Annotated in this window: 13 protein-coding genes; 1 reads left to right on the top strand and 12 read right to left on the bottom strand. The window is 56.6% G+C overall.

The genetic code is table 11. The annotated features are described in order from the left end of the window. Nucleotides 1-75: 75 nt before the first annotated feature. The 4 genes from recG to PV433_RS13275 all read right to left on the bottom strand — a co-directional run bounded on the left by recG (nucleotide 76) and on the right by PV433_RS13275 (nucleotide 5,165). Complete coding sequence (gene recG / locus PV433_RS13260; protein ID WP_332072571.1) at nucleotides 76-2,130, bottom strand: ATP-dependent DNA helicase RecG; 2,055 nt, start codon at nucleotides 2,128-2,130, stop codon at nucleotides 76-78. Then, nucleotides 2,127-2,981, bottom strand: coding sequence for a DegV family protein (locus tag PV433_RS13265; protein WP_332072572.1), 855 nt, complete (start codon nucleotides 2,979-2,981; stop codon nucleotides 2,127-2,129). Before PV433_RS13265 ends, recG begins: the two co-directional genes overlap by 4 nt. Before the next feature lie 29 nt (nucleotides 2,982-3,010). Then, nucleotides 3,011-4,714 (bottom strand): DAK2 domain-containing protein, encoded by a 1,704-nt coding sequence (locus tag PV433_RS13270; RefSeq protein WP_332072633.1) that lies wholly within the window; start codon nucleotides 4,712-4,714, stop codon nucleotides 3,011-3,013. Between the two features lie 91 nt (nucleotides 4,715-4,805). Next, complete coding sequence (locus tag PV433_RS13275) at nucleotides 4,806-5,165, bottom strand: Asp23/Gls24 family envelope stress response protein (protein WP_190927729.1); 360 nt, start codon at nucleotides 5,163-5,165, stop codon at nucleotides 4,806-4,808. Between the two features lie 276 nt (nucleotides 5,166-5,441). Here PV433_RS13275 and rpmB point away from each other — a divergent pair, with 276 nt between their 5' ends. Then, complete coding sequence (gene rpmB, locus PV433_RS13280; RefSeq protein WP_120745324.1) at nucleotides 5,442-5,630, top strand: 50S ribosomal protein L28; 189 nt, start codon at nucleotides 5,442-5,444, stop codon at nucleotides 5,628-5,630. 390 nt (nucleotides 5,631-6,020) lie between these two features. On the opposite strand, the gene spoVM is transcribed toward rpmB, so the two are convergent. The 8 genes from spoVM to rsmB form a co-directional block, all read right to left on the bottom strand. Beyond that, a complete protein-coding gene (gene spoVM / locus PV433_RS13285) occupies nucleotides 6,021-6,101 on the bottom strand; it encodes a stage V sporulation protein SpoVM (protein ID WP_110840399.1) in 81 nt (26 codons plus the stop codon). Between the two features lie 216 nt (nucleotides 6,102-6,317). Then, entirely contained in the window at nucleotides 6,318-6,593 is a 276-nt protein-coding gene (locus tag PV433_RS13290) for a hypothetical protein (RefSeq protein ID WP_332072573.1), read from the bottom strand. Continuing rightward, a complete protein-coding gene (gene rpe, locus PV433_RS13295; RefSeq protein ID WP_332072574.1) occupies nucleotides 6,590-7,270 on the bottom strand; it encodes a ribulose-phosphate 3-epimerase in 681 nt (226 codons plus the stop codon). Before rpe ends, PV433_RS13290 begins: the two co-directional genes overlap by 4 nt. A 3-nt stretch (nucleotides 7,271-7,273) precedes the next feature. Next, nucleotides 7,274-8,200, bottom strand: coding sequence for a ribosome small subunit-dependent GTPase A (gene rsgA, locus PV433_RS13300; RefSeq protein WP_332072575.1), 927 nt, complete (start codon nucleotides 8,198-8,200; stop codon nucleotides 7,274-7,276). Further along, the gene (gene pknB / locus PV433_RS13305; RefSeq protein ID WP_332072576.1) at nucleotides 8,200-10,317 is read right to left on the bottom strand and encodes a Stk1 family PASTA domain-containing Ser/Thr kinase; all 2,118 of its coding nucleotides are present in this window, start codon (nucleotides 10,315-10,317) and stop codon (nucleotides 8,200-8,202) included. The genes rsgA and pknB overlap by 1 nt, the downstream gene beginning before the upstream one ends. After that, a complete protein-coding gene (locus tag PV433_RS13310) occupies nucleotides 10,314-11,099 on the bottom strand; it encodes a Stp1/IreP family PP2C-type Ser/Thr phosphatase (RefSeq protein ID WP_332072577.1) in 786 nt (261 codons plus the stop codon). Before PV433_RS13310 ends, pknB begins: the two co-directional genes overlap by 4 nt. A gap of 8 nt (nucleotides 11,100-11,107) precedes the next feature. Beyond that, nucleotides 11,108-12,223: a 23S rRNA (adenine(2503)-C(2))-methyltransferase RlmN gene (gene rlmN, locus PV433_RS13315; RefSeq protein WP_442951519.1), complete on the bottom strand. Its 1,116-nt coding sequence runs from the start codon at nucleotides 12,221-12,223 to the stop codon at nucleotides 11,108-11,110. 640 nt (nucleotides 12,224-12,863) lie between these two features. Further along, nucleotides 12,864-14,285: a 16S rRNA (cytosine(967)-C(5))-methyltransferase RsmB gene (gene rsmB / locus PV433_RS13320; RefSeq protein WP_442951520.1), complete on the bottom strand. Its 1,422-nt coding sequence runs from the start codon at nucleotides 14,283-14,285 to the stop codon at nucleotides 12,864-12,866. Between the last annotated feature and the right edge of the window lie 12 nt (nucleotides 14,286-14,297).

Consider the following 14,297-nt stretch of genomic DNA (forward strand, 5'->3'; position numbering starts at 1 on the left):
CGCGGCAGCCGGCAAGCCGGCGCTTCCAACCCAAACGATAACCACAATCTTCGCCCAACCAACCAACTAACCAACTCAGTCCAGCCGCTCTCCGTCCAGAATATGCTCTCTCTGCAAAAATTCGCGCAGCGGCAGCATCTCTGCCGACGTCCAGAAATCCGGCTGGGCGACCAGCTCGGCCGCGTCGTCGCGGGCCATCTCCATAATTTCAAAATCGCTCATCATATCCGCAAGCTTGAACTCGGGCAGGCCGCTCTGCTTCGTGCCGAAAAAGTCGCCGGGACCGCGCAGCTCCAAATCGCGGCGGGCGATCTCGAAGCCGTCGTTCGTCTCGGTCATGACGCGCATGCGCTCCTTCGCCGTTTCGTTTTTCGGGTCGGCGATCAGAATGCAGTGCGACTGATGCTCCCCCCGGCCGACACGGCCGCGCAGCTGGTGAAGCTGGGACAAGCCGAACCGGACCGCATCGTAAATGACCATCACCGTCGCATTCGGCACGTCGACGCCGACCTCGATGACAGTCGTCGAGACGAGCACCTGCACCTGATTCTCCTTGAACTGGCGCATAACCTCGTCTTTTTCCTGGGTCGTCATCCGCCCGTGCAGCAGCCCTACCCGGAACTCCGGAAATGCGTGCGACATCTGGGCGTGCACGTCGATCGCATTTTGCACGTCCAGTTTCTCCGATTCCTCGATCAGCGGACATATCACGTACGCCTGACGGCCCGTGCTCACTTCGTTACGGATAAAACCGATGACCCGCTCCAGCTTGTCGTGTCCGACCGCATACGTTTTGATCGGCTTGCGCCCTTTCGGAAGCTCGCGCAGCGTGGATACGTCCAGATCGCCGAACGCCGTAATCGCGAGCGTACGCGGAATCGGCGTAGCCGTCATCGTGAGCACGTCCGGGTTCATTCCTTTACGGCGCAGGATGCTCCGCTGATTGACGCCGAATCGGTGCTGCTCGTCCGTTACGACAAGCCCGAGCTTCCGGAACAGCACATCGTCCTGGATGAGCGCATGGGTCCCGACGACCACATCGATCAGTCCCATATGAAGCGAAGCGATCACGTCCCGGCGCTGCCGGTCGGTCAGGCTGCCCGTAAGCAGCCCTATCGTCATTCCGTAAGGCTCGAACAGCTTTTCCAGCGACCGCTTGTGCTGCTCGGCCAATATTTCCGTCGGCACCATAAGCGCCCCCTGGCAACCGGCTTTTACGGTCGCAAACAAGGCGGCCGCCGCCACCACGGTTTTGCCTGCACCGACGTCGCCCTGCAGCAGCCGGTTCATACAATACGGCTCCTTCAAGTCGTGCAAAATTTCCGCGATCACCTTTTTCTGCGAATCGGTCAGCTTAAACGGCAGCGCACGGACGAATTGCCGCACGTCCTCGTTGTCGAATTCGTGAGCGACGCCGTCTTCTTTTTGGCGCTGGATGGCACGGAACGCATGGAGCTTTAATTGGAAATAAAACAGTTCCTCGTACACAAGCCGTTTGCGGGCCTGCTTGCCTTCCTCCACATCGTCCGGATGGTGAATCCGGTACACCGCCTGCTTTCGCGGCATGAAGCCGTATTTGTCGACCAACTGCTTCGGCAGCGCCTCGGCGACGAGAGCCCCGAACTGGACGAGCGCCTGCTGGATCGTCTTGCGCATCCATCTTTGGGCAAGCGCCCCCGTAATCGAATAAACAGGCTGCAGCGTCCCCGACCGGGACGAGCTTCCTCCCGGAAACTCACACTCGGCGACGGTAAGCTGCAGCCTGCGGCTGTCCCATTTCCCCGTCAGCAGGAGCTGGGCACCCGGCCGCAGCCTGTCTTTTAGAAAATGCCGGTTGAACCAGACGGTTTGGACCATTAGCGGATCGACGAACACCTTGCAGGTCATGCGGGATTTGCTGCGCCCGTATATTTGCACGCTTGGCTCGCTGTACAGCTTGCCCTCGATCGTTACTTTCTCCCCGTCCTTGACGTCCGCGAGATCCCGAATCCGGTAATCCTCGTACCGGAACGGGAAATATTCCAGCAGGCGGGCGACCGAGTCGATTCCGAGCTCTTCCAGCTCTTTGGCTTTGGCCAAAGAGACGCCTTTCACGCTGCGGACGGGAAGCGTATGAAGATCCGTGCTCATGACGCCGGGATGGCGAATGCAGCCACCGTACCCGGACCGGTGTACGTACCGATGACCGGACCGATGTCCGTATACGTCAGTTTGGAAATATGGAAATGCTCCTGCAGCAGCGTGCTGAACTCCTCGGCCGCCTCCCGGCATTGCGAATGGGCCACGGTCAAGTGCAACTCCTTGCCGCCGAAGTCCGTCTTCATCAGCTCGACGATGCGCGCCATCGCTTTTTTGTGCCCGCGGGCTTTATCGATCGAGTTCACTTCCCCGTCGTCGTCGATCGTTAATATCGGCTTAATATTCAACAGCGAGCCGAACATGGCCGCCGCTTTGCCGATCCGGCCGCCTTTTTGCAAATAATCGAGCGTACCGACCAGAAAATAAATGCGCAGTTCCCGGCGAATCTTCTCGATCAGCGCCAGAATGTCTTCCTTGCTTTTGCCTTCCTGAGCCGCTTGGGCCGCTGCGACTACGAGAAGGCCGATTCCGTACGAGGCCGACTTCGAATCGACGATCGTCAGATTCGGCTTATCCTCCAGCAGCGACTTGGCCAGTACGGCCGACTGATACGTGCCGCTCATCGCCGAGGACAGATGAATCGAGATCACTTCCGTCTCGGGATCTTCCGTCAACGTTTTGTAGATTTCGAGAAAATCAACCGGCGACGGCTGGGACGTCGTCGGCAGCGCAGGCGAGGACGTCAGCTTGTTATAAAATTCGTCCGATTGAATCGTAATCGAATCGTAATACGTTTCCGTACCGAAATGTACTTTTAGAGGCACCATCTCAATGCCGTATTCTTTCCGGACCGACTCCGGAATGTCGGACGTACTGTCCGTCACTATTCGGACTTTCCCCATCGGCGCACCCCTTCATAAGTGAATAATTATCATTCTACCGAAAATAAATAATAATACAGCGGCTGGCCGCCGGCATGCACTTCGAGCTCCGCGTCGGGATACGTCTCTTCGATGAGTGCCGCAAGCTGGCTCGTGACCGGCTCCGCCGCATCCGCCCCTGTCAACACCGTAACCACTTCTCCGCCGTCCGCCATCATGCTGTCCAGCAGCTGACGGCACGTTGCGAGAAGCTCCGGCGTCGAGGCGACAATCTTGCTGTTATGAATGCCGAGATAATCTCCCGCCCGAATGTCCATTCCGTCGATTTGCGAATCACGGACGGCGTACGTAACTTGTCCCGAATGAACGCGTGCGATCGCCACCTCCATCATGGAGGTGTTGCGCTCCGCAGTCGCCCCCGCCTGGAAGGCAAACAGCGCCGCCATTCCCTGCGGAATCGTCTTCGTCGGAATGACGATCACGTTCCGGTCCAGCAAATCGCGGGCTTGCTGAGCGGCCAGCACGATGTTCGAATTGTTCGGCAGCACGAACACCGTCTCGGCATGAACACGCTTGATCGCGCTGACGATATCCTCGGTGCTCGGATTCATCGTTTGTCCGCCGGACAATACGACATCGGCTCCCAGACTCGACAGGATGGCGGCCACGCCGTCTCCGGCCGCCACCGCTACGAAGCCGTACGGCTTCGCCGGTTTTCCGGACGCCTCCGGCTTCGCCGCCGGAGCTTCTTCGCGGGCCGGCTGCGCCGCCGGTGCCGCATGATGGGATGTGGCCGGAGCAGCGCCTTCTTCCAATATATGCGTATGCTGCTCGCGCATATTGTCAATTTTAATTTTGACCAGCTCGCCGAACCGCTGGGCAAGCGTCAATACTTCGCCGGGATGCTCGGCATGCAGGTGCACTTTGACCAGATCGTCGTCGGAGACGACCAGAACGGAATCCCCGAACTTCTCCATCTCGCCGCGGAACGACAACTCGTCAAACGCAAGTCCGGGCGTCTTGCCCGGCTCCAGACGGATCATAAATTCGGTGCAATATCCGAACTCGATGTCCTCCGTCGCCAGATGGGCCTGGGCCGATCTCGGCTCGGCCGTTCCATGTCCAGGCAAGGCAGCAGCCGCACCGGGTTCCGCCATAAGAGACGTAACCGGCATATCGCCGCTTAACGCCGCTGCAAAACCTTCATAGATAAGAACCAGCCCTTGGCCGCCGGCATCGACGACGCCAACCTGCTTCAATACTGGAAGCTGCTCCGGCGTCCGGGCCAGCGCTTCCTTCGCTTTGGCCAGAACCTCCTTCATCAGCTCGCCGATATCGGAGCTGCGCCGAACCGAGGCGACGGCATGTTTGGCCGCTTCGCGCGCAACGGTCAGAATCGTTCCCTCTACCGGCTTCACTACCGCTTTGTAAGCCGTATCTACGCCTTGTTGGAGCGCAGCCGCAAATTTATGGACATCAATGTCTTCCGCGTCCTGTACCGCTTTCGCGAATCCGCGGAACAATTGTGACAAAATTACTCCTGAATTGCCCCGGGCGCCCATAAGCAGCCCTTTAGACAGCGCTTCGGCCGATTTGCCGATATGCGGAGACGTTTTTTTCTTGAGCTCTTCGACACCGGAGGTCAAAGTCATATTCATGTTTGTTCCCGTGTCTCCGTCCGGCACGGGAAATACGTTCAGAGCATTCACATTCGCAACGTTCGCGTGTAATGCTTCCGCGCCCTTATAAATCATGCTAGTAAAAGTGGAACCATCCAGTGAATTAAAGCGCTTACTCAAAAAAAAACCCCTTCCTCTCGGATATTCTGCCGATTCGAACGCCGTCTCAGCGTGCGATTCGCACGCCTTGGACGACTATATGTACGAAATCGATCTTTAATCCGACGACCTCGTTCAATACGTATTTCACTTTGGACTGCACGTTGTGCGCAACTTCGGATATTTTGGTTCCGTAGCTGACGATGATATGCAGTTCGATATGCACCCCGTCCGGTTCGCTCCGGACTTCGATGCCCCGGCCCAGATTTTCGCGGCCGAGCAGTTCCGCTATCCCGTCTTTAAGCTGTTTGCGCGAAGCCATGCCGACCAGTCCGTAACAATCGAGAGCGGCCGATCCTGCCAATACCGCCACCACTTCGTTCGATACGAATACTTTGCCGAGTTCGCTGTCGATTTGCATAGGCATGGCATGTTCCTCCTCCGGGTTACTTGCTGACTGTTCCGAAATTACCGCCCTGCTTGGCGAATAGCTTGTCAGAGCCGTTAAGCATTAGCTTACGCCGCCAAAAAAGCAGGTGCATGATTTCGCAACCGTCCTACCTTACGACTACCTTCCATTTTACTATAATCGACATCAGAAAGAAATGCAAAACCGCCACTCGCGTAGATTGACGCCGCAGTTATCCATATGATAATATATTGGGGTATGTGTTCGGTATGAAAGTGTCAGGAGGTGTAACTCATGTCCCGCAAATGTACGATTACTGGTAAAAGCCCACGCCAAGGCAACCACGTGTCCCACGCCAACAACAAAAACAAACGCACCTGGGGCGTTAACGTGCAAAAAGTCCGCATCATGGTAAACGGCAAGCCGAAGCGCGTTTATGTAAGCGCCCGTGCTTTGAAATCCGGCCTTGTTGAGCGCGTGTAATTCCAACGCTTGCAAGATGCCATATTGCATCAAGCCAACTGTGAATGAAACTTATGGTTTCCCAAGACAAGCGACCGCCACCCGGCGGTTGTTTTTCTTTTATGTCAAACCCCCAAGCCGAGCCAATGGGTCGCCAACATGGCGATTGATGACAAAAAGCACCCGTTCAGGTGCTTTTTTCGCTTAACCAAGACAGACGGCCCGGTCCTTCGCGCCCCAGGACCGGCCGTTATCAGAATCCGGCCGCATGCATCCGCTCCACGAATTCGTCGGTACGTTTCAGATGGGCAGCCGAAAGACGTAACGGCGCCCTAAGTATGAATGTATCCGTCTTAGGTCACAGGCATCGTAATGAACGCCCGGCGGCGAGCCTATGTCCTTTGTACAAGCTCAGCTTTTGCTGAACGAGTTCAAAATCGCTTTCACGACACCGCCCAGAAACTTCGGTAGCTTGATCGTATAAAATTTCATTTCTACCCCTCCCTCGCATGTTCCGCACGGCCGCGAACGTCCGCCCGCCGCTTGACCGAAAATGGCGCCGCCGTACGAATTCACCTTATGTCTCCATTGTATTCGCCGCCTGCGGAAAAGGTGATGACCCGAAACAAAAAAACTACAAGAGCGGCAACTCTTGTAGTCATCTTATGCGGATAAAGGGAAAAAAATGCATTCGCCTGCGCGTTCTTACTACTCCAGCTTCAAGCCCGGCGGTTCCAGATTAAGAATCGGAATTTTGCCGATCATCACGTATACTATGGTCAGCAGCACCCAGAACACGAGCGATACGAGGATGAAGCTGATCCGCAGCCCTTTGCTCTCATAGGTTTTAAAATAATAAATGCCTATGAACAGCGCCCCAAGCGAATAAATGTACCGGAAGATCGAGAATTCGTGCCAGGAGAAGATAAGCAGCAGATGTCCCGCCAAAAAGCTGCACAATAGCAGCATCAGCGTTTTTTTCAAAGAGAGCTGCCTCCTTTGTCGGAACCGCCGCGAATGCGCGAGATCGCTTCCTTGCGGTCCGCCTGGGCAAACACCGCATTGCCGGCCACGAGCACGTTCGCCCCGGCCTTTTTGACCAGCTCCGCCGTCTCCTCGTTCACTCCCCCGTCCACCTCAATGTGGACGTGTCCAAGCCCGCGCTCGTCCAGCATGTGACGAAGCGCCGTAATTTTCGGAAGGCTGGAGGCAATAAACCGCTGTCCGCCGAACCCGGGATTAACCGTCATCAGCAGCACCAGATCCACATCTTCGGCGATATGCTCCAAAGTTGAAAGCGAAGTAGCCGGATTTAATACCACACCGGCCTTAACGCCTTGATCCTTGATGAGCTGCACCGTCCGGTGAAGATGCGTGCAGGCTTCGACGTGCACCGATATGTAATCCGCACCGGCCTGAGCAAAAGCGCGTATATAATCGTCCGGCTTCGATATCATCAGATGAACGTCCAGCGTCAGCTTCGTGTGCGGACGAACCGCCTGCACGATAGGAGGCCCAAGCGTAATATTAGGTACGAAGTGGCCGTCCATCACGTCCACATGAATCCAGTCGGCTCCCCCGCGTTCGACGTCGCGGATTTCTTCGCCCAGACGGGCAAAGTCCGCGGACAGAATCGAAGGGGCAATTAACAATTCCCGCATATGTCAGTACCTCCGTTTCCGTTCTTTCATCTCCTGCAAAAAGACAAGGTAGTGCTTGTACCGGCTCGCAGCGACCGTCCCGCTCTCCACCGCCGCTATCACCTGACAGCCGGGCTCGTGCTGGTGCAGACAGCCGCGAAACTTGCAGCCCGAAGCAATACGCTTCATCTCGGCGAAGCAACTGGACAGCTCCTCCGGCTCCAGCTGTACGAAATCAAGCTGGCTGAAGCCGGGCGTGTCCGCCACGAGACCGCCTCCTTCGCCTTCCAGCTCGATCAGCTCGACATGCCGGGTCGTATGCTTGCCCCGACCGAGCTTGGACGAAATTTGATTCGTCTCCAGCATCAGGCCGGGCACCAATGCGTTCAGAAGCGAAGATTTGCCGACGCCGGATTGGCCGGAGAAGACGCTGATCCGGCCCGCCAGCCGGGAGCGCACCTCGGATATCCCGTCCTCCGTCTTCGTGCTCGTGATGATGACGGTATACCCGATCTGCTCGTAGAGCTGCTTGGCGTCCTGCATCGTTATCGTTTCCTGCGAAGCGGCCTCCGCAGATTCGTCCTCGGAGTCCAGAAGATCCGACTTGGTGAGACAGATGATCGTATCGAGGCCGGCGTTTTCCGTGTGAACCAGAAATTTATCCAGCAGTTGCAAATTCAGCGCCGGTTCCGCCACGGAGAAAGCAAGCACCGCCTGCTCCACGTTGGCGACCGGCGGCCGGATCAGCTCGGTGGAGCGCGGCAGCACTTCATCCACCGTGCCTTCCCCGTTTTCCGTAACTTCGTAGATAACGCGGTCTCCAACCAGCGGGGAGACGCCTCTTTTCTTAAAGATCCCCCGCGCCCGGCATTGTACCGGCTCCTCTGCGGAACCGGCGGACTTCACATAATAGTAACCACTCAATGCCTTCACAATAATACCTTCAGGCATTAATTTTGTCCTCCTGTACTCGAGTTCGTAGTCGTAGTCGTGCCGGCCGGCGTTTGGGCGTTGCCGCCAGAGCCGTTTCCTCCGGAAGGCGATGTCGACGCCGGTTTGTTCGCGGCGTTTCCGTTGCCTGCTCCTCCGGCGCCGCCTGTAGCTGACGTTCCCTGCTGCTGGGTAGTGTTGCCCGGATTGCCGGGAATACCTTCGCCCGGATAGGTGACCGACCGATAATCGATCCGTTCCTTGTCCCTGTAAAATTCCACAGTGCCGACCATCCCCGGAGATAACACCACCGTCACATTAAACTGCTGGGGTGCTTTAATCGTTACAGGTCCCGAGCCCCATACCAGATTTTCGCCGCGGGCGTCGGTGTACTTGATCTCGATCGTGCTGTTCTCTCCCTTTTTGGCAGGCTCCATGAGCTTTTCGACCGTAACTTCCTTGGCTTCATCAGGGTATCCGGTGCTTACGCTGACCGTAACTTCGGCTCCAGGCAAGACGGACTCCCCTTCCTTGTACGGCGCTTGGAAAAACACCCGATCCTTTGGCTGCGAATACGACGGCTTATGCTCGACCTTCAGCTTCAAATCCAGCTTCGTAGCGATTGATTTGGCGGTATCCTCCGATTCGCCGATCAGCTTCGGCATCGGAAAATCTTTCGGACCTTTGCTGACCCTCAGCTTGACGGTGACCGTTTTCAGATCATACTCCGCGTTCGGAGCAGGCTCTTGGGAGATAACGGTCCCGATCTCCTGATCGCTGTTTATATCCTCTTGCGTAACCTTCGTAATGTTAAGCCCCGCCAGCTCCGTTTTCACGTCGGTTGCTTTTTTGCCGGTCCAGTCCGGCATCTTCTGCTTCTCCGGCCCGAGACTGACGTACAGCGTCACGGTATTGTTTATTTTTACGGTAGACGGGTTCGGGTCTTGCTTCGTGACGATATCTTTCTCCACATCGGGATGATGCTCTTCGATCACCCTGCTGTGAAGCTGCTTTTGCACAAGCAAAGCTTCGGCATTTTCCCGGGTCATGCCGACCAGACTCGGCACGTCCACGTCCGGCACATAAAGCATCTCCTTCACATACCGGACTCCCATGTACATCAGGGCGAGCAGCAGCAGGATGACGACGGTCCAGACGACAGGCTTCACCCAGCCTCTCTTCTTCCGCCTCGGCTCCTCGTCCGGTTCATCCTCCACATCGTGGACGAATTGGTCGCTGCGTATAGCCGGCACTACGCGGGTTCTCTCGTCATCGTCGTAATCGTCAGAGACGAACGTAATTTTCGGTTCGTTCCGGCGGCCCGGCTCCAGACAAGTATCGAGATCCTGCAGCATTTCTTTGGCGGAGCGGTAACGTTCGTCGGGATTTTTGCGCATCGACTTCAGGATAATATTCTCGACGCTTTGAGGAATGAGCGGGTTGACTTTACGCGGTTCCTCCACGTCTTCCTGCAAATGTTTCAGCGCGACGCTGATCGGACTTTCTCCAAGAAAAGGAAGCCGGTTCGTCAACATCTGGTACAGCACGATGCCCAGTGAATACAGGTCGGACTGGGCGCCGGTCAGCGTCCCTTTGGCATGCTCCGGGGAAAAATAATGAACCGAACCGACGACCGAGCCGGTTTGGGTAATCTGCGAAGAATCCGCGGCCCGCGCGATTCCGAAATCGGTAACTTTTACGCGGCCGTTTTTGCCGATCAGGATATTATGGGGCTTAATATCGCGATGGATGATCTGGTTATAGTGGGCATGATCGAGCGCGTCGCATATTTGACTGGCGATCCGGACGGCTTCTTCGACGGGCAAAGGCGCTTTTTCCTTAATCGTCTCGTTAAGCGCCTTCCCATCGATGCATTCCATGACGATATAATGCGTCTCGTCCTCCTGACCGACATCATAGATGCTTACAACATTCGGATGTGATAGCGACGCTGCGGCCTGGGCTTCTCTGCGAAACCGGCGGATGAACTCCTCATCGTGTACGTATTGCTGCCGCAGCACTTTTACCGCAACTTTCCGATTGAGCAAAATATCATGCCCTTTGTACACCAGCGCCATTCCGCCGCCGCCGATCCGGTCGAGTATCTCGTAACGCCCTCCCAACACGTGGCCGATCATGCATCATCCCTCCTTCCCGGATCGGTCGTAACGTCCGCCCCGCCCAACTTGTCGTTGGCCAGCAGAACAACCGTAATGTTGTCGCCTCCGCCTTCCTCAAGCGCCCGTTCCACGAGTCGGTCGACTTTGCCGTGCAGATCTCGGCTGTCCGTAATAACCGAGTATAGCTCCGCCTCTCCGACCAGGCCGCTTAATCCGTCGCTGCACAGGAGCAGGACGTCGCCGGTCCGCCATTCCGTATGAACGACGTCGACATCGACCTGCTTATCCGTGCCGAGTGCCCGTGTCACTACATTGCGGAGCGGATGGAAGCTGGCTTCCTCCTGGGTGATCTGGCCGGATTTGATCAGTTCGTTGACGAGAGAATGGTCCTCCGTCAGTTGGCGGATCGAGCCGTCCGATACGAGGTAGGCGCGGCTGTCCCCGATATGGCCGATGACGAGATCGGTAGAGGTCGCAAGCGCAGCGACGACGGTCGTGCCCATCCCTTGGTAGCGGGCTTGCTTCGAGGCAATCTCAAACACCCGGTCGTTGGCTACCGAGATGGCTCCGCGCACCGTGTCTTTGCGCTGCTCCACGTTCATATCCGCCGTAAGCACGCTGCGCATTTCCGTTTCTACGAGCTCGATCGCCATCTGGCTGGCGATTTCTCCCGCTTGATGTCCGCCCATGCCGTCTGCAACGATGGCGAGGGTAAAGCCGTTAAATTCGTCTCTCACCGCAGCCCGGTCTTCATTAATCAACCGGATGAGCCCGGCATCCGTACGATGCGCGGTTTGCATACTTTCCCTCACCTCACCTGTGATTCCATATGCTTCGCCCGCAGCTGGCCGCATGCCGCGGCGATGTCGCTGCCTTGCTCCCTGCGAATCGTCGCGGGAATGTTGTGTTTCTCTAGAATCCGCTGGAAGGCAAATATATCGTCCCGCTCCGTACGTTTGAAATCCCGTTCCATTACAAAATTAACCGGAATCAGGTTGACATGGACCAAAGGCAGCATCTCCTTCAGCACGACCGCCAGCTCCTGAGCATGCTCCGCCTTATCGTTCACTCCCCCCATAAGAGCGTATTCGAACGTTATACGCCGGCCGGTCGTATGAAGGTAGTATTTGCACGCTTCAATCAGTTCGGCAAACGGATAGCGGCGGTTAACCGGCATCAGCTTGGAACGCAACTCGTCGTTCGGAGCGTGAATCGATATCGCCAGATTGATCTGCATATTCTCGTCCGCAAACCGGTGAATATTCGGAACGATGCCGCTCGTCGAAACCGTAATGTGGCGCGCGCCGATGTTGAGCCCTTTCTCGTGAATCATCAGCTTCAGAAACTTAAGCATCGCATCGTAATTCTCGAACGGTTCGCCGATTCCCATAATAACGATGCTGCTTACCCGCTCTCCGGTCGCATCGAGCAATTGCTGGGCTTTAACGATCTGCGCTACAATCTCGCCCGCAGACAGATTGCGCTTGAGTCCGCCCAGCGTAGAGGCGCAAAACGTACAGCCGATCCGGCAGCCCACCTGCGTCGTTACGCAAACGCTGTTGCCGTAGCTATGCTTCATCACTACGGTTTCGATCGCGTTTTTGTCGGCCAGCTCGAACAAAAATTTCACCGTGCCGTCTTTCGACTGCTGGCTTGCAATTTCCGTCAGCGATACGAATATAAACGACTCGTCCAGCTTCCGGCGCAGCTCCTTCGACAGATTGGACATCTCTTCGAACGACCCGACGCGCTTCACGTACAGCCAATCGAAGATTTGCCCCGCCCGGAAAGACGGCTGGCCGTTTTCTTTGAGCCAGGACTGCCACTCTTCGAGAGTCAGATCGTAGGCCGACAGCTTTTCCGGAATATGGGGCTGCAGCGGTTTTAATGGTTTTAAAGGTTGTATAGGTGTAGACACAAGCATCCCTGCCCGTTGTTTGGATTTCACATGTATGCATGACACATCTGATGGTGGCGACAACCGGTATCAATAATAAAGATTGTCGGTAAAACGCGATCGCCCGCAACAATTTCTCTCTAGAATCAAAAATCGCTGGCTGGAGATCGTTCGTGGCGGATAAACCCGCTGTCTCTCTTGGATAGGCGGTTGTTAAGAGCTGCAAACCGCTCTTATTTCGCTCGTTATCCGTACATGTAGTCAAATAAGGGCGGTTTGCGGCTCTTAAATCGACGTTTTTTGGCTAAAATCGGTTTTTGGAGCTGAATAAGAGCTGCAAACCGCTCCTATTCAGCTATCGATCCACATTTGGTGCTTCAACAAAGGTCGTTTGCAGCTCTTATTTAAACATTTTGGCTGAAGATCGGCTTTTAGAGCGTACAAGCTTCAACCGGAAGCTGATCTTATTCTAGCATAACAGAGCGCCCAGCTAAAGTTGCAGGGCCTTTTGCGCTTTTCTAAGCTTCTTCAGAGCTTCTTCTGAACCTTTTCAGAGCCTTTTTAAAGCTCTTACAGAGCTTCTTCCAAGTCCCCGCGCAAGTCTGTCAGAGCTCTAAGACTCTCCTAAGCTTCTTCACCGATACTCTTCCAAAGCTCCTTAGCAGCTTCACGAACGTTTGCGCAACACGGCGATAAAAAAACCGTCCGAGCCGAATTGGTGCGGCAACACCGTGATCGTCCCGCCGGGAGCTACGGAATCCGCCGGCAGACGATCCTGCAGAGACTGCGGCGGCCGGCTCAGCGCGAACTCCGGATGCTCCTGCAAAAACCGCATCACGACCTGCTCGTTTTCCTCTTCGGCCACGGTACAGGTGCTGTACACCAGCACGCCTCCCGGCGCCAGAAGGGAAGAGACGCCGCTTAGCAGCTCGTACTGCAGCTCGGCGATCCCGGCCACATCCCCGGGGCTTTTCGCCCACTTGATGTCCGGTTTCCGCCGGATCACGCCCAGTCCCGAGCAGGGCGCGTCAAGCAAAATCCGGTCGAACGCCGTCCCCGCCAACGCCTCGGGAAGATTGCGGGCGTCGATCGTTTTCGTCTCGACGCAGCGGAGCGAGAGACGCTCGGCCTGGGCCGCAATCAGCTCCCGCTTATGCTCGTGAATGTCGCAGGCCAGTATGCGGCCGCGATCGTTCATCAGCTCGGCCATATGCGACGTTTTGCCGCCCGGAGCGGCGCAGCAATCGAGCACCTGCATGCCCGGTTCCGGATGGGCCGCTTCGGCGACGAGCATCGAGCTCTCGTCCTGCACGGACAGCTCGCCGTTCACGTACCAGGGGGTCAGCGCCATATTGCCGCCGCTCTCGACCACTATGCCGGCGGGCGACACGTCGGACGGACGCGCCTCGCAGCCGGCTTCCTTCAACCGGCCGAGCAGCTCTTCCCGCGTCAGCTTTAGCGTATTGACCCGTACGCTGGCGCTTGGCGGCTCGTTGTTGGCCCGGCATATCTTCTCCGCCGTCTCCGCTCCGAAACGTCTCACCCAGTCGGCGACGAGCCATTCCGGATGGGAGTGCTCGAGCGCGATCCGGGCGACCGGCTCCAGCGAGACGGGAACGATTAGCTCCTCCTTGCGGCGAATGACATTGCGCAGCACGCCGTTCACCATGCCCGATATGCCGGCATGCCCTCTCCGCTTGGCGATATTTACCGCTTCATGAACCGCCGCATGCTCCGGCACGCGGTCCAGGTAATGCAGCTGATACAAGCTGAGCCGCAGCAAATTACGTACCCACGGCTCCAGCTTTTTCACTCCTTTGGCGACGAAACGGTCCAAAAAATAATCGATCGTATTTCGGCGCTGAATCGTCCCATACACGAGCTCTGTCGCAAGTCCGGCATCGGCCTTGTCCGGTTTATGCTTCAGCAGCGCCTGGTTCAGCAGCAGATTGCTGTACGCCTGCTCTGTCTCGACGCGCGTAAGCACGTCCAGAGCGATTTCCCGCGCGGACCAAGGCTGTCTCGGTGGAGCCGCCGGTCCCGGCTTTTTGCCGGAGCCGCCGCCCGTCTTGGGTCGTCCGCCGACCAGTCCGGGCTTGCC

The organism is Paenibacillus sp. GYB004, from assembly GCF_036577605.1.
Classification (GTDB): Bacteria; Bacillota; Bacilli; order Paenibacillales; family NBRC-103111; genus Paenibacillus_AB; species Paenibacillus_AB oceani.